General features: G+C 63.1%; 27 protein-coding genes and 1 pseudogene. 13 read left to right on the top strand and 15 right to left on the bottom strand.

From position 1 onward, the window contains the following. Window positions 1–20 precede the first annotated feature (20 nt). The 5 genes from OKW30_RS36440 (at window position 21) to OKW30_RS36420 (ending at window position 5,031) form a co-directional block, all read left to right on the top strand. Entirely contained in the window at window positions 21–323 is a 303-nt protein-coding gene (locus OKW30_RS36440) for a hypothetical protein (protein WP_184072797.1), read from the top strand. Window positions 324–391: 68 nt separating this feature from the next. Next, complete coding sequence (locus OKW30_RS36435; protein WP_429349012.1) at window positions 392–1,603, top strand: AAA family ATPase; 1,212 nt, start codon at window positions 392–394, stop codon at window positions 1,601–1,603. Between the two features lie 39 nt (window positions 1,604–1,642). After that, window positions 1,643–3,004 (top strand): CpaF family protein, encoded by a 1,362-nt coding sequence (locus OKW30_RS36430; protein ID WP_429349011.1) that lies wholly within the window; start codon window positions 1,643–1,645, stop codon window positions 3,002–3,004. 52 nt (window positions 3,005–3,056) lie between these two features. Next, window positions 3,057–4,034: a type II secretion system F family protein gene (locus tag OKW30_RS36425; RefSeq protein ID WP_429349010.1), complete on the top strand. Its 978-nt coding sequence runs from the start codon at window positions 3,057–3,059 to the stop codon at window positions 4,032–4,034. Window positions 4,035–4,062: 28 nt separating this feature from the next. Next, window positions 4,063–5,031, top strand: coding sequence for a type II secretion system F family protein (locus OKW30_RS36420; protein WP_429349009.1), 969 nt, complete (start codon window positions 4,063–4,065; stop codon window positions 5,029–5,031). 127 nt (window positions 5,032–5,158) lie between these two features. On the opposite strand, the gene OKW30_RS36415 is transcribed toward OKW30_RS36420, so the two are convergent. The 5 genes from OKW30_RS36415 to OKW30_RS36395 form a co-directional block, all read right to left on the bottom strand. Further along, window positions 5,159–5,803: a trimeric intracellular cation channel family protein gene (locus OKW30_RS36415; RefSeq protein WP_429349008.1), complete on the bottom strand. Its 645-nt coding sequence runs from the start codon at window positions 5,801–5,803 to the stop codon at window positions 5,159–5,161. Further along, window positions 5,800–7,068: a M20 family metallopeptidase gene (locus OKW30_RS36410; RefSeq protein WP_429349007.1), complete on the bottom strand. Its 1,269-nt coding sequence runs from the start codon at window positions 7,066–7,068 to the stop codon at window positions 5,800–5,802. The genes OKW30_RS36415 and OKW30_RS36410 overlap by 4 nt, the downstream gene beginning before the upstream one ends. A gap of 56 nt (window positions 7,069–7,124) precedes the next feature. Beyond that, window positions 7,125–7,580 (bottom strand): MarR family winged helix-turn-helix transcriptional regulator, encoded by a 456-nt coding sequence (locus tag OKW30_RS36405; protein ID WP_184072810.1) that lies wholly within the window; start codon window positions 7,578–7,580, stop codon window positions 7,125–7,127. A gap of 96 nt (window positions 7,581–7,676) precedes the next feature. Beyond that, window positions 7,677–8,204: an N-acetyltransferase family protein gene (locus OKW30_RS36400; RefSeq protein ID WP_429349006.1), complete on the bottom strand. Its 528-nt coding sequence runs from the start codon at window positions 8,202–8,204 to the stop codon at window positions 7,677–7,679. Beyond that, window positions 8,201–8,788, bottom strand: a complete 588-nt coding sequence (locus OKW30_RS36395; RefSeq protein ID WP_429349005.1) for a helix-turn-helix domain-containing protein — start codon at window positions 8,786–8,788, stop codon at window positions 8,201–8,203. Before OKW30_RS36395 ends, OKW30_RS36400 begins: the two co-directional genes overlap by 4 nt. Before the next feature lie 399 nt (window positions 8,789–9,187). On the opposite strand from OKW30_RS36395, the gene OKW30_RS36390 reads away from it, so the two are divergent. Then, a complete protein-coding gene (locus OKW30_RS36390) occupies window positions 9,188–11,416 on the top strand; it encodes a beta-glucosidase family protein (protein ID WP_184072816.1) in 2,229 nt (742 codons plus the stop codon). Between the two features lie 60 nt (window positions 11,417–11,476). Here OKW30_RS36390 and OKW30_RS36385 read toward each other — a convergent pair whose 3' ends face one another. Beyond that, window positions 11,477–12,943, bottom strand: a complete 1,467-nt coding sequence (locus OKW30_RS36385) for an amidohydrolase family protein (protein WP_429349004.1) — start codon at window positions 12,941–12,943, stop codon at window positions 11,477–11,479. Between the two features lie 510 nt (window positions 12,944–13,453). On the opposite strand from OKW30_RS36385, the gene OKW30_RS36380 reads away from it, so the two are divergent. Further along, complete coding sequence (locus tag OKW30_RS36380; protein WP_184072818.1) at window positions 13,454–14,320, top strand: MipA/OmpV family protein; 867 nt, start codon at window positions 13,454–13,456, stop codon at window positions 14,318–14,320. An 84-nt stretch (window positions 14,321–14,404) separates the two neighbouring features. Here OKW30_RS36380 and OKW30_RS36375 read toward each other — a convergent pair whose 3' ends face one another. The 3 genes from OKW30_RS36375 to OKW30_RS36365 form a co-directional block, all read right to left on the bottom strand. Then, window positions 14,405–14,944, bottom strand: a complete 540-nt coding sequence (locus OKW30_RS36375) for a thioredoxin family protein (RefSeq protein WP_184024470.1) — start codon at window positions 14,942–14,944, stop codon at window positions 14,405–14,407. Between the two features lies 1 nt (window position 14,945). Further along, window positions 14,946–15,662: a cytochrome c biogenesis CcdA family protein gene (locus OKW30_RS36370; RefSeq protein WP_184024474.1), complete on the bottom strand. Its 717-nt coding sequence runs from the start codon at window positions 15,660–15,662 to the stop codon at window positions 14,946–14,948. A 180-nt stretch (window positions 15,663–15,842) separates the two neighbouring features. Further along, window positions 15,843–16,814, bottom strand: a complete 972-nt coding sequence (locus OKW30_RS36365) for a LysR family transcriptional regulator (RefSeq protein WP_429349003.1) — start codon at window positions 16,812–16,814, stop codon at window positions 15,843–15,845. A gap of 282 nt (window positions 16,815–17,096) precedes the next feature. Between OKW30_RS36365 and OKW30_RS36360 the strand changes: the two genes are divergently transcribed. The 4 genes from OKW30_RS36360 (at window position 17,097) to OKW30_RS36345 (ending at window position 20,129) form a co-directional block, all read left to right on the top strand. Next, on the top strand, window positions 17,097–18,140 hold the full coding sequence (locus OKW30_RS36360) for an alpha/beta fold hydrolase (protein ID WP_187618648.1): 1,044 nt from the start codon (window positions 17,097–17,099) through the stop codon (window positions 18,138–18,140). Between the two features lie 376 nt (window positions 18,141–18,516). Further along, window positions 18,517–18,864, top strand: coding sequence for a DUF4148 domain-containing protein (locus OKW30_RS36355; RefSeq protein ID WP_184072826.1), 348 nt, complete (start codon window positions 18,517–18,519; stop codon window positions 18,862–18,864). A 40-nt stretch (window positions 18,865–18,904) separates the two neighbouring features. Further along, window positions 18,905–19,252 (top strand): DUF4148 domain-containing protein, encoded by a 348-nt coding sequence (locus tag OKW30_RS36350; protein WP_187627138.1) that lies wholly within the window; start codon window positions 18,905–18,907, stop codon window positions 19,250–19,252. A gap of 88 nt (window positions 19,253–19,340) precedes the next feature. Beyond that, window positions 19,341–20,129, top strand: coding sequence for an alpha/beta fold hydrolase (locus tag OKW30_RS36345; protein WP_184072831.1), 789 nt, complete (start codon window positions 19,341–19,343; stop codon window positions 20,127–20,129). Between the two features lie 20 nt (window positions 20,130–20,149). Here OKW30_RS36345 and OKW30_RS36340 read toward each other — a convergent pair. Further along, window positions 20,150–20,227, bottom strand: a pseudogene (locus OKW30_RS36340) (AsnC family transcriptional regulator); the annotation flags it as partial. Window positions 20,228–20,384: 157 nt separating this feature from the next. On the opposite strand from OKW30_RS36340, the gene OKW30_RS36335 reads away from it, so the two are divergent. Further along, window positions 20,385–20,555 (top strand): hypothetical protein, encoded by a 171-nt coding sequence (locus OKW30_RS36335; protein ID WP_429349002.1) that lies wholly within the window; start codon window positions 20,385–20,387, stop codon window positions 20,553–20,555. A 524-nt stretch (window positions 20,556–21,079) separates the two neighbouring features. On the opposite strand, the gene OKW30_RS36330 is transcribed toward OKW30_RS36335, so the two are convergent. From OKW30_RS36330 to OKW30_RS36310, 5 genes are all read right to left on the bottom strand, one after another. Further along, the gene (locus tag OKW30_RS36330; protein ID WP_018423731.1) at window positions 21,080–21,235 is read right to left on the bottom strand and encodes a DUF3309 family protein; all 156 of its coding nucleotides are present in this window, start codon (window positions 21,233–21,235) and stop codon (window positions 21,080–21,082) included. 225 nt (window positions 21,236–21,460) lie between these two features. Continuing rightward, on the bottom strand, window positions 21,461–21,667 hold the full coding sequence (locus tag OKW30_RS36325; protein WP_184072833.1) for a hypothetical protein: 207 nt from the start codon (window positions 21,665–21,667) through the stop codon (window positions 21,461–21,463). 346 nt (window positions 21,668–22,013) lie between these two features. Beyond that, window positions 22,014–22,232 carry a hypothetical protein gene (locus OKW30_RS36320; protein ID WP_184005151.1) on the bottom strand — a complete coding sequence of 73 codons (219 nt, stop codon included), beginning with the start codon at window positions 22,230–22,232 and terminating at the stop codon, window positions 22,014–22,016. Window positions 22,233–22,427: 195 nt separating this feature from the next. Beyond that, window positions 22,428–22,730, bottom strand: coding sequence for a hypothetical protein (locus OKW30_RS36315; protein WP_184072834.1), 303 nt, complete (start codon window positions 22,728–22,730; stop codon window positions 22,428–22,430). Window positions 22,731–22,821: 91 nt separating this feature from the next. Continuing rightward, the gene (locus OKW30_RS36310) at window positions 22,822–23,088 is read right to left on the bottom strand and encodes a hypothetical protein (protein WP_429349001.1); all 267 of its coding nucleotides are present in this window, start codon (window positions 23,086–23,088) and stop codon (window positions 22,822–22,824) included. A gap of 424 nt (window positions 23,089–23,512) precedes the next feature. Between OKW30_RS36310 and OKW30_RS36305 the strand changes: the two genes are divergently transcribed. Further along, entirely contained in the window at window positions 23,513–25,609 is a 2,097-nt protein-coding gene (locus tag OKW30_RS36305; RefSeq protein ID WP_429349000.1) for a protein kinase domain-containing protein, read from the top strand. Window positions 25,610–25,624: the final 15 nt, after the last annotated feature.

Genomic DNA, 25,624 nt, shown 5'->3' with positions numbered 1-25,624 from the left:
GCGCCGCGAAGGAGACTCTCATGAAACCCGAACATCTTCTGATCCCGCGCCGCGCGGCGTTGCTGCTGATGCTGGGCGGCTCGTTGAGCGGCTGCATGTCGAGCTCGCCGATCTGGGACGCACACGTGGGCGACGCCGTGCGCACCGTGACGCAGATGCAGATCATCGATCCGCATGCGGGCGAGCACACGCCATCCACACCGGGCGTCGACGGCAAGGCCGCGGTCGCCGCCCAGCAGCAGTACGACAAGTCGTTCCAGACGCCGGTCACGACGTTCAATCCGTTCGTGATGGGTATCGGCAGCAGCGGCGGCAGTCAGTGATGGCGAACGCGGCGCATGGGGCGGACGCGCCGTCCGCCGGTTAATTCGACAGCTCGGTTGGGAACATCATGATCAACATCCTGGCTCTCTCTGAAGACGGCGCACGGCTCGCGCAGATCGCGCATCTGAGCGGCGAAGCCGGCGACTACCGGATCACGCGCGCGATGGGCACGCCGTCGCTGCTCGGCGAACGCGGCGACACGCTCGACGCGTTCGACGTGCTGATCGTCGACGCCGCGTCGCTAAAGGATGCGGAGCTCGCGGTGGTGGAGCGCCTGCATCGCGAGCATGGACGGCTCACCTGCATCCTGCTGATTCCCGACGCATCGCCGCAGACGCTGATCGCCGCGATGCGCGCGGGCTTTCGCGACGTGCTGAACTGGCCGCTCGATTCGCGCCAGTTCGGCGACGCGCTGCAGCGCGCGCAGGCGCAGAGCCTGCAAGGCGGCACGCGCGATACGCGGATTCTGTCGTTCGTGTCGTGCAAGGGCGGCGCCGGCACCAGCTTCATCGCCGCGAACGTCGCGCATGCGATCGCGACTCTGCCGCAGAAAAAGCGCGTTTTGCTGATCGATCTGAACCAGCAGTTCGCCGATGCCGCGTTTCTGGTCTCCGACCAGACGCCGCCGTCGACACTGCCGCAAATCTGCGCGCAGATCGAACGCATGGATGCCGCATTCTTCGACACGAGCCTCGTGCACGTGAGCGACAGCTTCCATATTCTCGCCGGCGCGGGCGACCCGGTGAAGGCGGCCGAGATCAAGGAAGACCGACTCGAGTGGCTGCTCGGCGTCGCCGCGCCGCATTACGACTTCGTGCTGTTCGATCTCGGCCAGACGCTGAACCAGCTGTCGATGCTCGCGCTCGATCGCAGCGACCAGATTCATCTCGTGCTGCAGGCGAGCATGCCGCACGTGCGGGCCGGCCGCCGGCTGCAGGAGATTCTCTGCTCGCTCGGCTACGCGCAGGAGCAGATGCGGCTGATCCTGAACCGCTATACACGGCACGGCGAGCGGCCGCGCGCGGCGCTCGAATCCGTGCTCGGCATGAGCGCGTATCAGGTGATCCCCGAGGATGCCGAAACGGTGACCGATGCGATGAACCAGGGACTGCCGGTGTCGAAGACCGCGCGCGGCAGCGGGGTTGCGCGCAGCCTGCAGGCGCTCGCCGAAAACATCGCGGCACGCGCGACCCAACCGGGGCGTTCGCGCGCGAAGGGCGAGTCGCTGTTCGGGCGGCTGCTGGGCCGCCAGCCGTCGCCGAAACTCGAAACGCTTTAACCGTGCTGCAACGCTACACGATCAGAACAGGGGAACGTCATGTCGCTTCGTGAGCAGATTTCCGCGCAACGCGTGCAGCCGCTGGGCGAACGCCAGGACCCGGCGGGCGCCGGCATGTTGCGCAGCGCCTACCAGAAACTGAAACGCGAGATTCATCAGGCGGTGCTCGAACGCGTCGAGCTCGAACGGCTGTCGCGCCTGCCGCCCGAGCAGGTCCGCCAGGAGATCGCGACGCTGATCGGGCGCATTCTCGAAGATCAGAAGGCGCCCGCCAACGATCTCGAACGCCGGCAACTCGTCGGCGACGTGCACGACGAAATGTTCGGCTTCGGTCCGCTCGAAGTGCTGCTGCGCGACCCGACCGTGTCCGACATTCTGGTGAATACGCATCGTCATACGTACGTCGAGCGCCGTGGCCGTCTCGAAGCGACCGATGTGACCTTCTACGACGACGCGCATCTGATGAAGGTCATCGAGAAGATCGTCTCCGGCGTCGGCCGCCATATCGACGAATCGAGCCCGATGGTCGACGCGCGCTTGCCGGACGGCTCGCGCGTGAACGCGATCATCCGGCCCTGTGCGATCGATGGTCCGTTGCTGTCGATCCGCCGTTTCGCCGCCAATCCGTTGCAGGTTGCCGACCTGATCGAATTGCAGAGCCTGACGCCGCCGATGGCCGAAGTGCTCGATGCGCTCGCGCGCGCGAAGGTGAACATCCTCGTGTCGGGCGGCACGGGCAGCGGCAAGACCACGCTGCTGAACGTGCTGTCGGGCTTCATTCCGGGCGACGAGCGCATCGTCACGATCGAGGACGCGGCCGAGCTGCAACTGCGCCAGCAACACGTGCTGCGGCTGGAGACGCGTTCGCCGAACATCGAGGGACGCGGCGAGATCACGCAGCGCACGCTGGTGCGCAACGCGCTGCGGATGCGGCCCGACCGCATCATTCTCGGCGAGGTGCGCGGCGCCGAAGCGCTCGACATGCTGAACGCGATGAACACCGGCCACGAAGGCTCGCTGTCGACGATCCACGCGAACACACCGCGCGATGCGCTGACGCGCCTCGAAAACATGATGACGCTCGGCGGCCTGGCGCTGCCGACGCGCACGATGCGCCAGCAGATTTCGTCGGCGATTTCGGTGGTCGTGCAAGCCACCCGTCTGACCGATGGCCGCCGCAAGATCGTCAGCATTTCGGAGCTGACCGGCATGGAGGGCGACATGATCAACATGCAGGAGATCTTCGTGTTCCGCCGCTCCGGCGTCGACACGAAGGGCAACGTGCGCGGCCATTATTGCGCGACCGGCGTGCGGCCCAAATTCGCCGAGCGCTTGCAGGCATTCGGCGTGGCGCCCTCGGAGCAGGTCTACGATCCGGCGCGTCGCTTCGAAACGACATGACAGGTATGGGCAACGCGCACCAACCGCTCGCCCGGTGTTTCAGGAGACTTGCATGAGCCCGATTTTCTACGCGTCGATCATTCTGCTGTTCGCGGCCGTGGTGCTCGCGACGAGCGGCGTCTACGAGTATTGGAACAGCCGGCACGGCCCGGTCGCGCGCCGCGTCGATTCGCGGATTCGCGCGGTATCCGCCGGCGGCGCGTTGAGCAGGCAGCGTCTTTCGATTCTGAAGACGCGCACGATGGCCGACTCGGCGGTGCTCACGCGGCTGCTGCTGCGCATGCCGCGCGTGCATGCGCTCGATCTGTTTCTGCAGCAGTCGGGGCTATCGTGGTCGGTCGGGCGACTCGTCGGCACCTGCGCGGTGTGGCCGCCGTTCGTGCTGATGGCGGGCGCGAGCCTCGCGATGCCGTGGGTCTTCATCGCGGGCGCCGCGGCGCTGTCCGGATTGCTGCCGATCGCCTACGTGCAGCGGCGGCGCAACCGGCGCATCCGTCAACTCGAACGGCAACTGCCGGACGTTTGCGACATGCTGTCGCGCGCGTTGCGTTCGGGCCATGCGTTCACCGGCGCGATCGATATGGTCGGCACCGAGTTCGCCGAGCCGATGAGCGGCGAGTTCCGCATCGTGTTCGACGAGATCAACTACGGCGTGTCGATCAGCGAGGCGCTGACGAATCTCGCGACGCGCGTGCCGATTCGCGATCTGCGTTACTTCGTGATCGCCGTCGTGATCCAGCGCGAGACGGGCGGCAATCTCGCCGAAGTGCTCGACGGCATCACCGCGCTGATCCGCGACCGCTTCAAGCTATTCGACAAGGTTCGCGTGCTCGCCGCCGAAGGCAAGATGTCCGCGTGGGTGCTCGGCCTGCTGCCGTTCGGCGTCGGCGCCGCGATGATGGCGATCAACCCCGGGTTCCTGAACGTTCTGTGGCAGGACCCGGCGGGCGTCAAGATGATCGCGGTGGCGAGCGTGGCCATGCTGTTCGGCATTCTGTGGATGCGGCACATCGTGAAGATTCGCGTCTGAGCGGGCGAGAGGTCATCGGGGAAGGACCATGCAAACACTGAACATCACGCAGATTCTGTTGCTTGCCGGCGTATTCGCGATCGTTTTCGCGGCCGCGTTCGGCGCGATGCATCTAAGCACGCCGCGCGACATGAGCCGCCGTATCGAGCAGGCGGGCGGCGCGAATGCCGTCCCGGCGCCGGAGCAACTCGACGCCGCCGCGCAGACGCCGTGGTACGAAAAGCTCGTCGAGATTTCGCAGCCGATCTCGAAGCTGTCGGTGCCGAAGGACGGCTGGGAGCAATCCGCACTGCGCCTGCAATTGATGACCGCCGGCTGGCGCTCGGCCAACGCCGCGCCGATCTATCTGGCCGCGAAGACCGCGCTCGCGCTGACGTTGCCGCTCGTGGCGATGCTCGCGCTGTACGGCTCGTCGTTCGCGAATTCGCTGCTCGAACGCGCGATCGTGCTGGTCGTGCTGGCCGCGCTCGGCTACTACCTGCCGAACGTCGTGCTGTCGCGCCGCATCGCAGCGCGCAAGCGCAGCATCGTCGAGGACTTTCCCGATGCGCTCGATCTGCTGACCGTGTGTGTCGAAGCGGGTCTGGGCCTCGATGCGTCGCTGATGAAAGTCGGCGAGGAAATCCGCCTTCGCAGCGCGGTGGTCGCGAGCGAGCTCGAACTGATGCTGCTCGAAATGCGGTCAGGTTTCTCGAAGGAAAAGGCGCTGCGCAATTTTTCGCTGCGCACCGGTGTGGAAGACATCGACTCGTTCAGCGCGATGCTGATCCAGGCCGAGCGCTTCGGCACCAGCATCGGCGCGTCGCTGCGTGTGCTGTCCGATACGCTGCGCACGCGGCGCCGGATGCGCGCCGAGGAGCGGGCCGCGAAGATCGCGCTGAAGTTGCTGTTTCCGTTGATGTTCTGCATTTTTCCGGCGCTGCTCGTCGTGCTGATGGGGCCCGCGATGATTCATATCTATCGCGATCTGCTGCCGAGCATGGCGGGTGGTGCATGACCACGCACTTCGTCGCGGGTGGACCGACATGTGGAACGAACGGAGGGAGCCGGTGAAACGCACGAGACAACGTGGCGCGGCGGCGGTGCTGATTGCGCAAACCGCGAGCTGAAGCGCGCAGGACCTGTTATGGATTGTCGCGCGTCTCGGCCGTGCGTCTGCCCTGGAAGACCGGCAGCCGCCAGCCGTAGCGCAGCGACGCGAGCCGCACCAACACGCAAGCCAACGTCGCGAACCACGGCGTCCACCAGTCCGTCCAGCCCGCGTACGAAAAACCGACCTGCACCGCCGCACCGAACAGCGCGGCCGACGCATAGATCTCGCGCTCGAGAATCGCGGGCACGCGCGAGAGCACGACGTCGCGCATCACTCCGCCGCCCACCGCGCTGACGACGCCGAGCAGAATCGCGAGTTCGGCATTGTGGCCGTACGTGAGCGCTTTCTGCGCGCCCGACACCGCGAACAGACCGAGCCCGATCGCGTCGAAGAACAGCACCGGCTGACGCAGCCGGCGCACCTGCGGATACGCGAGAATCGTCACCGCCGACGCGGCGAGCGCGGTGGCCAGATAGCGCCAGTTCGACAGCCCGGCCGGTGGGATCGCGCCGATGCACACGTCGCGCACGATGCCGCCGCCGCACGCGACCATGAAGGCGATCACGACGATGCCGAACAGGTCGAGCCGTCGTTGACGCGCGGCGACCGCGCCGCTGATCGCGAACACGAAGGTGCCGATCAGATCGAGAACGGTATAGACGGCGTGTGAATTCACTGAGTCGTTTCGTGTTGGTCGAGCCACGCACCGGCCGCGCACAACATGGCTTCGAGACCCGTGCGCAGGGTCGGGTCGAGCACCGGTGCGAACTTCGGAGAGTGATTGCTCGGAATCTCGTTGAGTTTTTTCGCGGCGAGCGCTTTGCGGAACACCTCGGGGTCCGTGCCGCCGACGAACCAGAACGAGTACGGCACGTTCCATTCGCGGCCGAACACGCTGAAGTCTTCGCTCGCGGCGGCCGGCGGCGATTCGTACGCGCGCTCGCCGAACTGCGCCTCGAACGCGTTGCGCACACGCTCGGTGGTCGCGGCGTCGTTGATCGTCAGCGGATAGCTCGATAGCGTCGTGAATTCGGGTTCGCGCGGCGCGTTCGACGCCACGCATTCGGCGCAGCAGATGCGGCGGATCGCGCCGAGCATGTACTCGCGCACGTCATCGTCGTAAGTGCGCATGTTGAGCTTCAGCGTCGCGTCGTCGGGGATGATGTTTTCTTTCGTGCCGGCCTGCAGAGAGCCGATGGTCAGCACGGCGCTGTCGCTCGGCGCGATTTCGCGCGACACGATGGTTTGCAGACGCAAGGTCGTCGAGGCCGCCATGATGACCGGATCAATCGACGTCTGCGGTTGCGAGCCGTGCGCGCCGCGGCCGAACAGCTTCACCTTGACGCTGTCACCGGCCGACAGGATCGTGCCGCTGCGATAGCCGACCGTGCCCGCCGCGCCGACCATCACGTGCTGGCCGAGAATCACGTCGGGCTTCGGAAAGCGCGTGGTCATGCCGTCGTCGAGCATGCTGCGCGCGCCGCGGCCGACTTCCTCACCGGGCTGGAACACGGCCATCAGCGTGCCGCGCCATGCGTCGCGATGCCCTGCCATCAGACGCGCGACGCCGAGCAGCCACGTGACGTGCATGTCGTGGCCGCACGAATGCGCGACGCCGACTTCGAGCCCGTCTTCGTCTTTCGCCCTCACCGTGCTCGCATAGGGCAGGCCGGTCGCTTCGGCCATCGGCAGCGCGTCCATGTCGGCGCGCAGCATCACGGTGGGACCGTCGCCGTTGCGCAGCAACGCAACGACGCCCGTCACGCCGACGTTGCGCGTCACCTCGTAACCGAGCTTTTCCACGTAGTCCGCGACGATGCCCGCGGTGCGCACCTCCTGCATTGACAGCTCGGGGTGCGCGTGCAGATCTTTGTAGATCACTTCGAGTTCAGGCAGCAACGCGTCGATCGCGGTCGCCATCGTTTCGATCAGCTTCGACATGGAGGGCTCCTTGTTAGCGTGAGCGCAAGGGAAAGCGGCGCAATGCGGATCGTCCGTCAGGATCTCGCAGGCGGCGCGCTTGCGGACTCGCTTTCGAGCAGGCTGTGCGAAAGCTTGCGGAGCAGACGCTCGAGCGTCTTGCGCTCGTTCTCGCTGAGCGCCTTCGCGAGCTCGACCTCGAGTTCGGTGCCGACCGTTTCGGATGCCTGCGCAACTTCGAGGCCTTGCGCCGTGGCGCGCAACGCGATGCTACGGCGGTCAGACGCATGCATGCCGCGCGCGATCAGTCCGCGCGTTTCAAGCTCGGCGAGGACCTTGGAAAGCAGCGTCTTTTCGATCAGCGCGCGTTGCGAAACGGACTTGGGGGTGATGTCGGGCTCCGCGCAGACGAGGCGCAGCACGCGCAGCGCACGCACGTCGAGATCCCAGCGCTCGCGGTAGACCAGGTTCGCGCGGTTGATCAGCAACGCGCTGGTCAGGTCGAGCCTGAAAGTCAGGAAGTCCGAATACAAGAATTTGCTCCGCTGTCCGCGTCATACGCAGTGCAGGCATTATAGGCAAGTAGTTGAAATTTTCAAATACTTGCGCGGAGCGGACGGTTTGCGCAGTCAAAGTTGCTTGCAATAGAACGTCGTGGCGCACAACGCCCCGTCGGGCATCAGCGCGTAATTCGGCACGCTGCCGACGCGTTGCCATCCGGCGCGCTGATAAAGCCGTTCGGCATCGCCGCCGGTCACGGTGTCGAGCACGAGAACCGATTTCTTCTCTTCCCGCGCGATGCGATCGAGTTCGCTCATCAGAGCGTGCGCGACGCCGCGCCGGCGTGCTTTTCTGTGCACGAGCATCTTCGCTACGTCGGCCCGATGTGGCTGATTTTCGGGTTGCGCGGTAATCAGCTGCACGGTGCCCACGATATCGCCGCTGTGATCTTCGGCGATCAGCAATACGCGCTCGCCACGCGCGACGCTCTCCACGACGTTGCGCCAGAACGCGAGCGCCGTGTTACGCGAGATCGGCAGCATGAAGCTGACCGATGCTCCGCCTTCCACGCAGTCGATCAGCACGTCGGCGAGCGCTTCGACGCAGGCCGAAGCTTCGCTCGCGCCCACGCGCCGTATGGTCACGTTATCGCTCATCCGTTTCTCCGTTCGTTGACTGGCGATGTGGTCAGCGCGACGAGATAGCGCGCGCGTTTGCGAGTGGGGTTACGGAACACGATCGGGCTGTCGAGCCGCATCGCCAGGCAGTCGCCGGTCTTGAGCCGCCAGCTGGTGTCGCCGACCGTGATTTCCATCGACCCGTCGAGCATCCACACCTGTTGATGAATGTCCGCGTCGCGCGCGCCGGTTTCGTAACTGACGCGCTGACCGGCGGGAAAGTTGACCTCGACCAACTGGATCGCCGAGCGCGTGGTCGGCGACAGATGACGTCGCACATACCCCGAGCTCGGATCGGTCCACACCGCCTGCTCGGTTGCGCGACTGACCGGCGATGGCTCGGCAGCCGGCGCGCCATCCTGCTCGAATAGCGACGCGAGCGGCACGTTCAACGCGGTCGCGAGTTTGTCGAGCACGGTCGCGGTAGGGCTGCTCTGGCCGCGCTCGATCAGCGAGATATTCGAGCGGCTGACTTTGCTGCGCTCGGCCAGTGCATCGAGCGACCAATTTTGAGCTTCGCGCAGTTCTTTGATCCGGCGCGCGATCTGGGCGTTGATGTTCATGTAATCCAGTTTAAGGGATGCGGTCTCCATTAAACTAGACGGCGGCTTTTTTGTTGTCAATGCGCAAATGCCCACTCACCAATTTGAATAAAAACCCGCACAAAATTGCCGACTCTTTATTCGCTTTGATTCGCTAACTTTCAATTAGCCTGTGTCGGAAAAGCCTTACGCCCCATTACGCATAAAATTACACGTATTGGTATAAATACCGATGCTGTAGTCAGACTACATTCCTACATTACTCACCACGAAGAGTCGCTACAGCCCATCCAGTTGCGCCGATTCTTCTTCCCACAGGCAAACGTTTGCAGTCATCGCTGCATGCCTGTTTTCGCGTCCGTTTTCCATCCCCCGACGCGCTCCGTTGCCCCAGAAAAGCACAATTTCGGAGAGACACCTATGCAGAAGAAACTATGGCCGGCCGTCGCGATAGCGGCGGCCGTGAGCGCCGCTGCGCCCGCCGCTGCGCACGCGGACATCCCCACTCCTGGTCTCGACTTCGCGCCCATGTCGACGGTGCTGAACGCGTTCGCGTCGGCCGCGGCGCATCGGCGCGCGGAAACGCTCGTCAACAAGATGACGATCGACGAAAAGCTGCAGTTCATTCACTCGCAGTACGCGATGTCCGCCGTGCCGGGCGGCGGCGCGGGCTACATTCAGGGCGTGCCGCGTCTCGGCATTCCCGACCTGAACATGGTCGACTCGGCCACGGGTTCGGGCAGCACCAACCAGCCATCGACGACCTTCCCGGCGACGCTCGCGGTAGCGGCGAGCTGGGACCGCGCGCTGTCGTGGAACTTCGGCAAGCAGATCGCGATCCAGTTGCGTCAGCAGGGCTTCGGCATGGGGCTCGGCGGTGGCACCAACCTCGCGCGTGAGCCACGCGGTGGCCGGCTCTTCGAGTATCTCGGCGAAGATCCGGTGCTTGCCGGCGAGATGCTCGCCGAGCGCACCGACGGCACGCAAAGCCAGAAGGTCATCGCGACGATCAAGCACTACATGGGCAACGAGCAGGAACATAACCGCGGCGGCGGCAATAGCCAGATCGACGAGCGCACGATGCGCGAACTCTATCTGCTGCCGTTCGAAATCGCCGCGCGCCGCGCGCAGCCCGGCAGCGTGATGTGCAGCTACAACGAGGTCAACGGCATCCAGGCCTGCGAGAACCCGCACATTCTCAACGACGTGCTGAAGAACGACTGGCACTTCGAAGGTCAGGTGCAGTCGGACTGGGGCGCGACGCATAGCACGGCACCGGCGATCAATGCCGGTCTCGACGAGGAGGAAGACGTCGGTTCGACCGTCTATCTGACGCCCACGCTGGTCAAACAGGCGATCGCGAACGGCTCGGTGTCGACCGCGCGCCTCGACGACATGGTCGAGCGCAAGCTGTATGTGATGATCCGCACGGGCGTGATGGACGATCCGCCGAAGGGTGGCGCGACCATCGACTTCTCGGCCGCGAGAGCCTTCACGCAGTCGGTCGAAGAGCAGTCGATGGTACTGCTGAAGAACGCCAGCAATCAGTTGCCGCTCGCCGCTGGTTCGCTGTCGCGTATCGCGGTGATCGGCGGCCATGCCGACGCGGCGGTGCTGACGGGCGGCGGTTCAGGCAACACGCGCGATCCGGTGACGGGCGCGTTCGCCGGTTGCGGCGGCTTGACGTTCGGCACGGAGACGGGCTGCAGCTGGTGGACCAACCCGTGGCTGAAGCTGAACACGCCGATCGTGTCGGCGATCAAGGCGCTCGCGCCGCAGGCCACCGTGACCTTCGCCGGCAACAGCGATCAGCAGTCGCCGTTTGCCGCCTACACGCAGCAGCAGATCACCCAGGCGGCCACGCTGGCGGCCAACTCCGACGTCGCGATCGTCGTGGTCGCGCAGCCGGCCGGTGAGGATATCGGCGATCTGCCGAGCCTCGGCCTCGCGAATCCGACCAACCAGGATGCACTCGTCGAAGCGGTTGCGGCGGCCAATCCGCACACGATCGTCGTCGTCGAAAGCGGCAACCCGGTGCTGATGCCGTGGAAGGATAGCGTGTCGGCGATCATCGAAGCATGGTATCCGGGCGAAGGCGGCGGCAATGCGATTGCGAACGTGCTGTTCGGCAAGGTCAATCCTTCCGGCAAGCTGCCCGTCACGTTCCCGGTGCGCGACCAGGATACGCCGACGTGGGGCACGAATGGCGCGTTTGCGGCGAACCCGGTGTACGCCGAGAAGCTCGATATGGGCTATCGCTGGTACGACTCGCAGAACATCACGCCGATGTTCGAGTTTGGCTATGGCCTGTCGTACACGCACTTCGCATACTCGGGTCTGTCGGTTCAGCATCTGCCGGGCGGCCTGATCGACGTGTCGTTCAACGTGCGTAACGATGGTCGCGTCGCCGGTGCGGAAGTGCCGCAGGTGTACCTCGGCGTGCCGTATCAGGGTGAACCGCCGCGGCGTCTCGTCGGCTGGGACAAGGTGGGTCTGAACCCGGGCGAATCGCGTCGTGTGCACGTCGTCGTGACGCAGCGCATGCAGAGCGTGTGGGATACGACGAGCAACCGTTGGCTCTATGTGCCGGGCAGCTCGGTGTACGTCGGCGCATCGTCGCGCGACATCCGTCTGCAGGGGCAGGGCTAAATAGTGTGACGGTGTAGCGAATGCGGGCGCGCCAGGTTGCGCGCCCGCCTGTATTGTTGTTTACGCTTTCAGCGTGTTCTTGTAGAACTTTCCATCCTTCATCACGATGCGCAGGTTCTGCTCCGGCTTCGCGATCAGGTCGAGATTCTCGAGCGGATTGCCGTCGACGAGCAGCAGATCGGCGTACGCACCTTCCTCGAGTACACCGAGCTTGCGCGGGTACGGATTGCGGTGCCCGGACAGCGCGAGTAGCTGGCCATTGGTGCCCGTTGCGATGCCCAATGCTTCGGCTGCGCTATACCACGCCTTCATATGCGTGAGCATCGTGCCTTGCCGTGCGGCCACGGCCTGCGAAAAGATCAGGTCCGTGCCGAACGCGACCTTGATGCCATGCTTGCGCGCGAGCTTGAAAACCCTGTCGGTGCCCGCGATCACCTGAAGAAATTTTTCGCGGATCGGTGGGGCGAGCGGACCCGCGTCGTCTTCGTTGACGAACGGCTGCGTGCTCAACCACGTGCCGTTCTTCGCCATCAACGCCGCAGTCCTGTCGTCCATCAGATGACCGTGCTCGATGCACTGCACGCCTGCCGCAACGGAGCGCTGAACCGCTTCGGACGTGTACGCATGCGAGAGGATATAGGTGCCCCAGTCGGCCGCTGTTTCGACGGCCGCGCGCAACTGCTTTTCGGTAAACGTGAGCATGTCGAGCGGGCTGCGCGGCGTCGATACCCCACCGGCTCCGACCAGCTTGATCTGCGTCGCGCCCTGAATGAACTGCTCGCGCACCCGCAAGCGGACTTCGTCTTCGCTGTCGGCGATCGCGAAGCCACCGTCCCGTTCCAGTTGGGTGACCTGGTTGCCGGCGCGCGGCAGATCGCTCAGCGCACGAAAATCGCCGTGACCCCCGGTGGTCGTGATCATCGCGCCGGACGGATAGATTCGCGGCCCGGAAATCATGCCGCTATCGATTGCCTGCTTCAGCGCGAATGACGGGCCGCCCGCGTCGCGTATCGTTGTGAAGCCGCGCAGTAGCGTACGTTCGGCTTCAGCGCTTGCCGCAAGATGGACGAATGCAATGTCGGATTGAAGGATGACCTGAATCGGCACTGCCGCGAGCAGCGCGTGCCAGTGCATGTCGATCATGCCGGGCATCATCACCTTGCCACCGCAATCGACGAGCGTTTTGCCGTCGATCGAAGCCGGTTGACCCCGACCCAACTGGCTGATGCTGTCACCCTCGACAACCATATAGAGGCCGTCACGCAACGTCGACGATTTGCCGTCGAACAAGCGGAAGTTCGTGAACAGCACCGGCTTGTCCGGCGGTGCTGGCGGTTGGGTGGTTTGAGCATTGACAAGACCGGGCAGAACCAGGCTCAGCATCGAAGCGGCGAGACCGGTGACGAAGCCGCGCCGCGACAGATCGGCACTGATACGGCGGTTGGCATACTGCGCTTGAGACTTGTCACAAAGACATGAAAACGACGGACCGACTGTTTTATCGCCGATGTACTTTCCTGAAGGCATAGCTCACCCGTAACGTAGATCACCGCGCATCGAAAGCCGCCATCTGACTACATTTCACACCTGGCGACGCGAAAGTCAAGCCCGCACAGATTATCGCCTACGAACGAGGATGGCAAATTCGCGTCGCTTGATACAAGCATTGAAATTGCATCTATTTCTCGATTACGCGGTTGCCGCATGTAATTAGAAAAATATGCTTGCGACGGGCGAAAGGAACGGGCTATGCTCACGCCACGTATTCTGTATGTGAATCCCCCGAAATAAGGCACGATTCCCTACCCTGCTTGGGGGGGGAGATGTGCCAAACAAACGTCCCAATAAAGCGGATGCATCGGCTATTACAAACGTATTTTCTATCATCGCGATTATCGAGCGAGGCGATCGGTCATTCTTTTAACGCCGCTGCAATTAGAAACTCAACTATTTCACAATTTCGCCGCCACTCCATGAATGCCGGAATCGGAAAAATCGCATTCAGTCTTTTTTAATCTTTTTCACGGAAAAACAGAAATGATCGATGTGTCAAAGCCGCGTATGCTCAAGGTGCTGGCGGGGGCTGGCTTGTCGCTGTTTGCCGTCACGGCGATGGCCGACGATACGCTCGGTTTGTCGGAAAGCCTGTTCTCCATCGGCGCGCCGGAAGTGACGCAGGCGCCTGGCGCGAGCGCGAGCCCGTGGCGCTTTGCGGTTGGCGCAGGGGTCGTGAACATGCCGAAATTTCCGGGCGCGAGTGGCACGAAATGGGAGGTGGTGCCGTCGGTGAGCGTGAATTACGACCGCTTCTTTATCGGCGCGAATCCAGACGCGGGCTCGGTGCTATCGCTGGGCGCATATCTGTATCGTGATAGTAACTGGCGCGTCGGCGCGGCGTTGACCTACGATTTCATCGAACCGCGCAGCGAGTCCGACGACTCGCGGCTACACGGACTCGGCGACGTCAAACGCACCGCGCACGCGGAGCTGTTCGGTGTTTATACGTGGGAGTTCGTCACGGCACGCGCGAGCGTTTTGACCGATGTTGCCGGCAACGATCGCGGCACCGTCGCGACTTTCGATCTGTTGGGACGCTATCAACCCATTGCGCAACTGACGCTCAGCGCAGGCCCGGGCCTGACGTGGGGAAGCGACAAGTACAACGAAACCTATTTTGGCGTGAATTCCGAGCAGAGCGCGCGCTCGGGATTGCCGACCTACTCGGCCAGTTCCGGTTTGAACCAGTTGCGCTTCTCAGTCAACGGGGTTTACCGGATCGCGACGCGTTGGAACGTCGGCGCGAGCGTGTCGTTCGCGTGGCTGCGCGGCGACGCGACCGACAGCCCCATCACCGAAAAGACGAGTCAGATTACGTACGGCCTTTTCGCCAATTACCTCTTTTAGTCGTCCGCCAAAAACGAAGGCCCGCTGCACCCGATCGCGTGGGTGCAGCGGGCTTTCCCGTTCTACGAGTCAGCAAACGCTTCGTCAATTCTTCTGCGCGAGCAGCGCCTGAATCCTGGCTTCGGTCTGCGCATAGGCGCCTTCTCCAAAGTGCGTGTAGACGATATGACCTTGCTTGTCGATCAGATAGAACGCGGGCCAGTACTGATTGTTATAGGCATTCCAGGTCGCGTACTGGTTGTCCTGCGCAACCGGATAGCTGATACCGAACCGTTTCAGCGCGGTCTTCACGTTGCCGGTGTCGCGTTCGAACGGATATTCCGGCGTATGCACGCCGATCACCGTGAGCCCCTGATCCTTGTACTTCTGGTTCCAGCTTTTTACGTAAGGCAGCGTGTTGGCGCAATTGATGCAGCTATAGGTCCAGAAGTCGACGAGTACCACTTTGCCGCGCAATTGCTGCAATTTGAGCGGCTCGCTATTGAGCCATTGCGTGATGCCTGTGAGCTCGGGTGCGGGCGAGCCGCTTTCCTGCGGCGCGGCGATGGCGACCGTACTCGTCGCGATCAACGCGCAGGCGGCAAACGCGGTGGACAGTGCGAAGGTTTTCAAGCGGGTAGTCATGTCAAAGTCCTTTGAGTGAGGGGAAAAGACCGGCGAGCCGCGCGTACAGCAGCACGTCGTACTGCAAATAGATGGCGAGGGCGGTCAGCATCACCAGTACGCCGAATACCTGTTGCAGGCGCTCCGCGTGACGTGAGACCACACGTACATGACGCGTCACGTAATGGCCGCCGTAGATGATCGCGAGCATCGGAATCGCTGCGCCGATCGCATACAGCGTGAGCAGCAGAGCCGACCAACCGAGATCCTGAGCCTTCACGACGAGCACCAGAATCGACGCGAGCACGGGGCCGGCGCAGGGCGTCCATACCGCGCCGAGCGACATGCCGAGCACGAAGCCGCCCGCGTTGCCGCTGCCGGGTTGCGTCCCTGGCGCAATGGCCGCGCCGATGCGCTCGAGCGGCCCTTGCAGTTGCGCGACGAGCCAGTCGTAAGGGCGCGGCCAGATACGCAGAAGCCCGGACAGCGCGAGCAACGCAATGCCGGTATTGCGCAGTACCTGTTGCGCGACGTGCACGGTGCTCGACACCGCGCCCAATAGCAGCGCGAAAGACGCGAAAGTCAGAATGAAGCCGGCGACGATGAACAGTGGCCGCGTGCGGCTCGGTCGTTCGACGGAAGTGCCGAGCAGGATCGGCATCACCGGCAGCACGCAGGGAGAGGCAATCGTCAGCAGCCCGGCGAGCAGGGCGAGCGGAGTTTCGAGCGTACTGTGCATGTTGGGCGTTCCGTTGGCTGGGATGGCCGTATTGGAACGCCCGCACGTATCTGGTTTATGTCGGGGTCAGGCGCGCTTGCAATGTAGTGTGTCTGCGTATGGCGCGGATACATTGCGACACAAATCGGTTGAGCAACCGATGCGCGCGGGGGGGCGAGGCGGCGGTAGCCGAACGCTGGCTCAGCGCGCCCTGCGCTTACGCACCGCGGTTCCGGTCGCGGCTGCGACGCTATTTGCGCTGGACGTGGAGAACATCGGCATACGCTCCTCGATCCAGCGCAGCAATTCGAGAGGTCCCGGTGCGAGCGGCCGGCCGGTCTTGACGAGCACACGCGCCTGCGCGCCGGAAAACAGCGGATGCGCGATCGGTATCGTCGTCAATTCGCCGCTCGCGATTTCGCGGTAGGCAGCGAATTCGCCGATCAGCGTCATGAAGTTGTCGACCGTGACGAAGCGCTTCAATGCGCTCAGTGAGTTGGTGGTCAGCGTCGCGGGAATCGACACGTTTTCGGCGAGTTCCGTCATCTTGACGACATGACCGATCCCAAAGGTGGGTGGCATCAACGCGAGCGGCCACGCGCGCAGGTCGTCGAGCGTCGCGGGTCGCTTGCGCTTCGCGAGCGGATGGTCGCTTCTTAGCAACAACACGACCGGCTGCGGCGAACTCGCGCGATGCGCGAGGCGCGCATGAGGCGGCGGATTGTACGCAAGCCCGATATGCGCACGACTTTCGGCGACTTCTTCCTGGATCGCGTCGACCGCGAGCATATCGAGGCCGATTTCGAGTTCTGGATATTGGACGCAGAATGGCGCGAGCACATCGTCGACCAGCGTATCGACGAAGCCTTCGCTGACCGCGAGCCGGATCTGCCCTCGCTGCAGGCCTTTCAACGCATGCAATTGATCTTCGAGCTTCTCCTGCTGCGAACGGTAGCCGCGCCAGAATTCGAGCAGATGCGTGGCCGCTTCGGTCGGCCTGACTCCGCGCGGCTGCCGCTCGAACAGCACCGCGCCGAGTTCGTCCTCGAGCAGCTTGATCTGCCGCGTGATCACGGAGGGTGACGTATTGATGCTTTCGGCGGCGCCGCGGATGGTGCCGTGCGTGAGCACCTCGTTGAAGTAGCGAAGGCGTTGCTGGTTGATCTCGCGCATGTGATTTGTCGATTGCGATTAATGTGTTGCTCACAAGGCAACGATTTGTGAACTTAGTTGCTCTTGCTGATGAAGGCTTGCGCTGTCACTATGTATCTCAAGCGGTGCGACAGCGGTAAGCCAGTGGTTCAGTCGTCAAGGCATCTCGTCTCGTTCGATTCGTTTCAGATTGCCATTGAAGTCTGCTCTGCCTGCACGGTGCCCGCATGCGGCTGTGTGATATCGCGCGCGAGCGGACCCGATCAATTCCGTATCAAAGCCTTTGCTTGAAGGAGAACAACCATGTCGGATCAGATCAATAGTCGCCGCCGCCGCTTTCTCGGAACGGCGGTTGCCGGTATCAGCCTGCTCGAATTGGGACTGGGCGGACTCGCGCATGCGCAATCGGCCGACGCGGCCGGCAATGCGAAAGCGGGCGCGCGCGTGGCGTCGTTCGAGAACATTCGCTCGATCAATGCGGGCACGCTGAATGTCAGCTACGCGGAAGCGGGCCCGCAGAACGGACCGGTGGTCATTCTGCTGCATGGCTGGCCTTACGACATCTACAGCTTCGCCGAAGTGACGCCGTTGCTGACGGCGGCCGGTTATCGCGTGATCGTGCCTTACCTGCGCGGCTACGGCGGCACGCGTTTTCTGTCGGCGGATACGCCGCGCAATGGTCAGCAGGCGGTGGTCGCGGTCGACATCATCAACCTGATGGACGCGCTGAAAATCGACAAGGCCGTGCTCGGCGGCTTCGACTGGGGCGCGCGCACGGTGAACATCGTCGCCGCGCTGTGGCCGCAACGCGTGAAGGCGATGGTGTCGGTGAGCGGCTATCTGATCGGCAGCCAGGACGCGAACCGCGCGCCGTTGCCGCCGAAGGCCGAGCTCGCGTGGTGGTATCAGTTCTATTTCGCCACGGAGCGCGGCCGCGCGGGCTATGAAGCGAACCGTCATGACTTCAACAAGCTGATCTGGCATACCGCCTCGCCGAAATGGAACTTCGACGACGCCACGTTCGAGCGCTCCGCCGAATCGTTCAATAACCCGGACCATGTTGCCGTGGTGATTCACAACTATCGCTGGCGTCTGGGACTCGCGCAGGGCGAGCCGCAATACGACGAACTCGAAAAGCGCCTCGCCTCCGGACCGACGATCGCGGTGCCGACCATCACACTCGAAGGCGATGCGAACGGCGCCGCGCATCCCGAGCCCGCAGCATACGCGAAGAAGTTTACCGGCAAGTATCAGCACCGCAATATCAGCGGCGGCATCGGCCATAACCTGCCGCAGGAAGCGCCGAAAGCCTTTGCGGATGCGATTCTCGACGTCACCCGCCTTTGATGGAGCCGGCGCGCGCCGGCTTCTTCTGAACGGAACCCCAGCAGTCGAACGTACGGCTGCTGGGGTTTTTTCATGAGCGGGCCATTTGCAACCCACCTGCGACCCGCACGACGCATGCGACGCCGGCCCTGCACGGCAGGTTCGGAAGTGGGTCTTTGTATCGCAATGTATCAACGGCATACGCAGACAAACACGCTTGCAGAAATGGGGGGTGACGAAAACATTGCAGATACGTTGGAGCGTTCTAATGTCTTCACGCAAGGTTGATTCACAACGTTGCGTGTGAATCAGGCGGGACGTCACAGTGTATCTACGTCGATGGCTTCGCGTCCCGCTCAATCCTTATCCCTGATGGTTCGATACCCGGAGAAGACTCATGAAACTCGTTCAATCGCTGATCGTCGCCGCACTCGTCGCCGTTCCCGTCGTTTCGTTCGCGCAATCGCAGCCGCAACAGGCACTCACACGTGCCGAAGTCCGCGCGCAACTGGTCCAGTTGGAAAAGGCCGGCTACAACCCGGCCAGCGACAACACGCAATACCCGCGGAACATCGAAGCGGCAGAAGCGCGCGTCAGCGCCGGCAACGGCGCTACCGCCTACGGCGGTGTCGCGAATGGCAGCTCGGCTTCCAGCTCGCATGTGCCGATGAAGCATGCGGCCGCGAATGGCGCCAACGACGGCTCGAACGTCGTTGGCCTCGGCGCGATCTACGCGCACTCCTGATTCGTTGATCCCTGAATGTTTTGATACCCGGAGAAGACTCATGAAACTCGTTCAATCGCTGATCGTCGCCGCACTCGTCGCCGTTCCCGTCGTTTCGTTCGCGCAATCGCAGCCGCAACAGGCACTCACACGTGCCGAAGTCCGCGCGGAACTGGTCCAGTTGGAAAAGGCCGGCTACAACCCGGCCAGCGACAACACGCAATACCCGCAGAACATCGAAGCGGCCGAGGCGCGCATCAGTGCGGGCCATGACGCGGCCGCCTACGGTGGCGTCGCGAACGGCAGTTCCGCTTCGGGCTCGCACGTGCCGATGAAGCATGCGGCGGCGGATCGCGTGTACGACGGCTCCCACATCGTCGGCCTCGGTTCCATCTACGCGCATTCGTGATCGATGCAAATGAGCAGGCCGTCCGCGTGCATCGGCTCACGTCGACGCGCGGACTCCTTGTTTAACTCAACCTGTCGAGACAAAAACGATGACGACGCTGCTGAAAAAAATTCTGGGCTCCGTTCTGTTGCTGGGCGGACTGTTCGCGTTGCAGGCCACGGAGTCCGCGCAGGCGGCGCCGTCCGATGACCTGAAGGGCAAGAACGTCGTTCTCGTACACGGCGCTTTCGCTGACGGGTCCAGCTGGGACAAAGTGATCCCATTGCTCGAAGCGCGCGGCCTGCACGTGGTGGCCGTGCAGAATCCGCTGAGCTCGCTCGCCGACGACGTGGCGGCAACCCGGCGCGTGATCGCGCAGCAGAACGGGCCTGTGATTCTGGTCGGCCATTCATGGGGCGGCGTGGTGGTCAGCGAGGCCGGCAACGACGACAAGGTGAAGAGCCTCGTGTACGTCGCGGCATTTGCGCCGGACAACAGTCAGTCCATTGCCGACATCACGAAGGACCAACCCGCGCCAGTCTGGGCGAGCGAATTGCGCAAGGACTCGGCGGGTTATCTGACGCTATCGACCCAGGCGGTGCTGGACGACTTCGCGCAGGATCTGCCGCTGTCGCAGAAGCGCCTGATCGCGGCGACCCAGCAGCCTTGGGCCGCCGGCTGTATCGACGACAAGGTGACGAACGCCGCGTGGCATGGCAAGCCGTCGTACTTCGTGGTGTCGGGCCGCGACCGCATGATCGATCCGTCCTTGCAACTGGAGATGGCGAAACACATCGACGCGAAGATCACGCGCGTCGCGACGAGCCACGTCGCGATGCTGAGCCAGCCGCAGGCCGTGGCCGACGCGATCATCGCCGCCTCGCGGGCCGCGCATTGAAGCGCGCGCAGTCTTGTCAATCAGATTGCGATTGACGGAATGCTCTTCATGCAGTGCAGCGCGAACATCGAGCGGCTATGGCGAATGCCTGCGATCTTGTTTTTGCTGATCGAGCAATGCGACATAGCCGCGGATATACCCTTCGTTTTCGAGGCTTCAGACAATGGAGATACGGCACGTTTGCGGCTTCACCGGTTCTGTCCCATCAGTACCTCGTCGAATGAAGCGCCTTGGTCGGCCAATCATCAGCACTTTTTGCTGGGCAGTACTTTTGCGCTGATATTCGCGTTGGGCGTGGCATCGGCGGCAATCTTCCCGCACCGTCTGCGTACGGTTCTACAGCGGCCGACGCGGCTGCGCATCGCGAACCGTCTGATGGGGAGCTTGCTGGTAGGGATGGGCACGCTGATGGCGGCGGTACGCTGACCATGAAACGATCCGCATACCGCCGCCGCAGGAACAACGTCATCCTTATCGTCTGTACCGCGCGATATCAATGGAAAATGAGGTACAGGATGATCAGTACGATCACTGGAACGCCGAGCAGCCAGCCAAGTAGGTAAGGCATGATGTCATCTCCTTTCGTATTGAAGTTCGAATACGCAGGAGTTTCAGCAGGTAGCGTGCCTGGCTCGAAGATGTCGATCTATTCGGGCAATCGAACGACGGCAACCCCGATGGTCCGCGTATCGGGCTTTAGCCATTGTTCGAAAAGCCGAGCGTCATGTCGGCGAATTTGCCGTCCTTCTGTAGCCTTGCATTCGCGAGCACGATATCGATGCCATAGCCGATTCCCGAACTTGCGCCGTAACCAGCGCGACCTGATTGGCCAGTAACTTTTCCATCGAGTGCTTCGGCAACGACGAAAAAGCGAAGCCGCCACCTATCGGCACGCGACATCGCGCGGATAGACGGCGGCCCGCCTCATGTTCCAGTCCACTACGCGTGGTCTATATCACACCGGCAACCAGCAGAACGATCACCACGATCAGTACGATGCCGAGTCCACCGGTCGGACCATAGCCCCACGATCGGCTGTGTGGCCACGCTGGAAATGCGCCGATCAGCAGCAGAATCAGCACGATTAGAAGAATGGTTCCTAGCATGTTATGACCTCCGCCTGGTTGAGAGACCTGCTTTATCTACGTTGGCCACAAGGCCGCAGGGTAATCCCTAGGGAGCAAACCTTGTGCCCAAGGTCGATCCTTTAATCAGATCACCGGGACGGCGCGCGGCGCGTGCGGAGATTCTCGAGCCAATTGAAACGGCACCCGTCGCGCTCAAAACCTGAGCCGGGTGCCGTTTTTCCAATTGCGGACACGTCGCGCGTCCTATAGATAGGTTCCGCTGATGCGGCCTTCGAAGATCGCGGTGTTGATGTCCCAATCGTCGACGGTACCCGTGCCGCCACCGTCCACCTTGACGACTACCGAGCGGCCGCCGCGCAGCGTCTTCATCTGTTCGGCGCTCAGCGTTTTCTCGTCGGATGGCTCGCCCGCGCCGGGCGGCAGGTCTTTGATGATCACAGTGGCTTTCATGGCATTTCTCCTTGACGTGGAAAGGCGAGCACAGTGCGGCGCCCGCATCGATTTCTGCAAGGCCTATGCCAATGTGAGGGAACGTGCGCCGCAACATGGAGCGGGGGCCGCGATGCGAAGCCTGGCAAGGTTCCGCGCGATAGCCGCGTTGAATCGCACTGAACACGATCGCGATTGCGCGTCGATGTGTTTGCGCGCGTCCCACGAGTCACGAGCGAATGGTTGGGGCGCAGCGCAGCGTCGCGCGTGGCGAACTCAGGCGTCCAACACTCAATCGCAAGCGCAAACAGAAACGGCACGCGCCATATGCGCGTGCCGTGATGGTGAAACGCCCCGGCGAGGAATGCTAGCGGCGCTGGCGTCTACGCGGCGAGGCTGCTTCCGCGATACGCAGATGCGCGGCCGGAAAGCCCGGCGGGTACTCGACGACTCGCATCGCGGCCGGCACCAGCGGCGCGGCGAGACTCGAGCGCGCGCCGACACGGGCGCCGCCGACGATCGCGGCCATCGCCTCGCGGTCCAGTTCGACGCTTTCGGTCAGATCCTTGATGCTCAGCTTGGCCATGATGGCTCCAGAAAGACGCTCCGGCGGCCAGACCCGTTCGGGTGCCGGCCGCCGTGCTCGGAATGTGTTCGGCGTGTCATTCGTTGTATTGAGGTCTCAACGCACTATCAGTATAGGAAATCCATTCGCGGCGCGGATGGCCGTGGTGTTGCCGCGGCAGTGAAGGAACCCCCAGTCCCCCGCTGCTGCCCCGGCTTACACGGCGGAGTAATTGGCGCCCGACAGGATAGGGTCGACTTTCAGCTTCAGCGGCAGCACGACGCCTGGGCCGATCGAACCGATGTCATTGAGCGCTGCGACGTTGACGATTTGCTGCTGATCCAGTTTCTGAGTGACGTTGACGTTGACGTTGACGTTGGCGATGCCGGCAAGGCTGCCGAGACCACCAAGGCCCGAGGGCATGGGCACGTTGCTGCCGGTGCCGCCGGCGATCCCGGACATGGCCCGGCGGTCGAGTTCGCGCGTGCCGGACAGATCGCGAATCATGAGGGATGACATGGCGTTTCTCCAAAGACGTACGGAAAGCGGACATGAATGGCTCGCGGCGAAGCGGCCCGCGGCTGCGGGCGCCTCGCCGCACCACGCACTATTAGCGGTTGCTGTTGCTCGAATTGATATACGGCGAGAAGTCCGACGTGATGCCGCTGGCGAGCGCAACATCGTTGCCGTTGGCGTTCTGGAAGTTCAGTTCGTTACTGATCAGTTGCGTGGTGGTGCTGTTCTTGACGCTGGTCGGCGCATAGACCGGGGCGAAGCTGTAGTACTTGCTCGGGCCGAAGCCGCCGCGTACGGCTTGCATGGCTTTGCTGTCGAGTTGTTCGGTGACGGACAGGTCTTTGATCATCAGCGTTTTCATGGTGAGTCTCCTGAAAGAAGTTTTCGCAGTGTTGCGAGTGGTTTCGAGCAATTCGTTTGCTCGGACATCACTAACGCACAGGCTGTGCCAGTATTAATCAAGGATCCTGAGGAAATCGGCGAAGCCTTGTCGTATCAGGGTTTTGCGCGTGGATGGACCACCGTGCCGGTCAGCTCGAAGCACGCTGACGCGCTCGGAGCGGTGGCCGCCGTCCGACATCGCGGCGGACCCTGTTGGATGGCGCACGACATTGCGCGAGCCAGCACGCGGCGCGGCGCGCGGCTCATGCCTGGTTTGCGAAAGCGCGGACCGGGAGCTAGTATCGAAACGGCACATGTAACTGGATACGACAGGTTTTCTATCGACCCGCGTGGCGTCGGTCGCATGCGACACGGTCCAGCGGCAACGGTGGTGCTTCGCACAAATGGCTAGCCTTGCGCGTGTGATTCTCGACTTCCAGAGCGGCGAGCTGTCGCGTGACGAGTTCGTCGCGCAGCTCGACAGCGCGTTGGCGACCGAGCAACTCGGTCCGACGCGGCTGCTGGAGATGCTGTACGCCGCGCATCATCGGTCGCCGTTGCCCGACGATCTCTACCTGGAAGTGCGGCGGCGCATCGAGCTGCTGCGCGTGTCGAACGTCGCGGCGGGTGGCGAGGAAACCGGCATCCAGACCACGGTCGATCTACCGTCGCTGCGTTCGTCGAGCGCTGGCAGTGCGGGCGCCGCGAGTACTGCCGGCAGCGCCGCGCACGAGACCATCAAAGGCATCGGCGATACGCTGAACAACCGCTTCGTGCTCGAGGAGTGCCTCGGCGTGGGCGGCATGGGCACCGTGTACAAGGCGCTCGATCTGCGCAAGCTCGAAGCGTCGGATCGCAAGCCCTATCTCGCGATCAAGGTGCTGAACGTCCAGTTTCGCGGCAATCCGAATTCGCTGGTCGCGCTGCAGCGCGAGGCGCGCAAGGCGCAGGTACTCGCGCATCGCAACATCATCACCGTCTACGACTTCGACCGCGACGGGCCGATCGTCTATCTGACGATGGAGTACCTGAGCGGCAAACCCTTGAGCCAGCTGCTGCGCACGCCGGGCTATCAGGGCATGCCGGTGCGGGCCGCGCTGCCGATCGTGCGCGGCATGTGCGCGGCGCTCGCGTACGCGCACGAACGCGGCTTCGTCCATTGCGATTTCAAACCCGCGAACGTGTTTTTGACCACGAATGCCGAAGTGAAAGTGATCGACTTCGGCATCGCGCGCGTATTCCAGCGGCCTGAAGAGGAGAGCGACGCGACGGTGTTCGATCCCGGCAGTCTCGGCGCGTTGACGCCGGCCTATGCGAGCCCGGAGATGATCGAGCATCGCGAGCCGGACCCGCGCGACGATATCTACGCGCTTGGCTGCATCACGTACGAGCTGTTGACGGGACATCATCCGTTCGATCGCCTGTCGGCCACGCAGGCGCGCAATGCCGATTTCAAGCCGCAGCGTCCGGCGAATCTCGATGCGCGACAGTGGCGCGCGTTGCGTGCCGCGTTGTCGTTCGATCGCAATACGCGGATACCGAGCGTCGTGCGCTTTATCGCCGAGTTCGACAATGAAGCGCGCGCGGAGAAGTCCGGGACGCTCGCGTGGGTCGGGCTCGCTGGCCTCGCCATCGTGTGCGCGGTCACCGTGGGCGTGTTCGCTTTTCGCTCGGGGTCCAGCCGGCAGCACGCCGCACAAACCGAGGCGGCGCGATCGCAGGGCGATCAGGTCGATCGGGCGGCTGGGGCGTCCGCTGTCGCGCCTGCAACGAATGTCGCGCAGACAACGCCTCCTCCGGCGCCCGCGCCGAAGCCCGCGTTGACGCTCGCCGCGATCACGCCCACGCTTGCCCAGGTGCCGTGTTCGGCTTTATCGGGCGCGGTGCAGGACCACGCACTGACGGTACGCGGTTTCCTGTCGCAGCGATACGGTGCCGCGCATCTGAAGGAGACGTTGGCGGCGCTGCCTGGCGTCGATACGGTTTCGCTAGACGTGCGGCCGCTCGCCGACGATAAATGCGACTTCGTCAAAACGCTCGCGCCGTTTCTGGTGCGCAACTGGCAGGCGGGGCGCGTGGCGTCGCTGCAGATGCGTCCGCCAAGCGGTTTTCTCACCGAGAACGACTCGCTGGTGGTCGACCTGAAAGCCCCGCCGTTCGATTCCTTTGCGACCGTCGACTACTACCAGCTAGATGGCCACGTCGTGCACATGGTGCCCAGTCGTCTGTGGCCGGACAATCAGATGCAGGCGAACGGCGGTCCGTACACGATCGGCAGCAATGCGGGCGATTGGACCGTATCGAAGCCGTTCGGCTCGGAAATGGTGGTGCTGGTGGTGACGCCGGTGCCGCTGTTCGACAAGCTGCGCCCGGAAAGCGAAGCGCGCGCCGATTATCTGCGCGCGCTCGAGACCCGGCTCAAGCAGATTGGCGGTCAATACGGGCAGGATCGCCTGTTGGCGGACTTCGCCCCGCTTACGACCAGACCCGCGACGCGATGATCCGTCAGGAAGCCA

The organism is Paraburkholderia sp. Clong3 (assembly GCF_050436485.1).
GTDB lineage: Bacteria > Pseudomonadota > Gammaproteobacteria > Burkholderiales > Burkholderiaceae > Paraburkholderia > Paraburkholderia tuberum.
The sequence above is the reverse complement of the archived record's forward strand: the minus strand, read 5'-3'. Positions and strand labels throughout refer to the sequence as shown.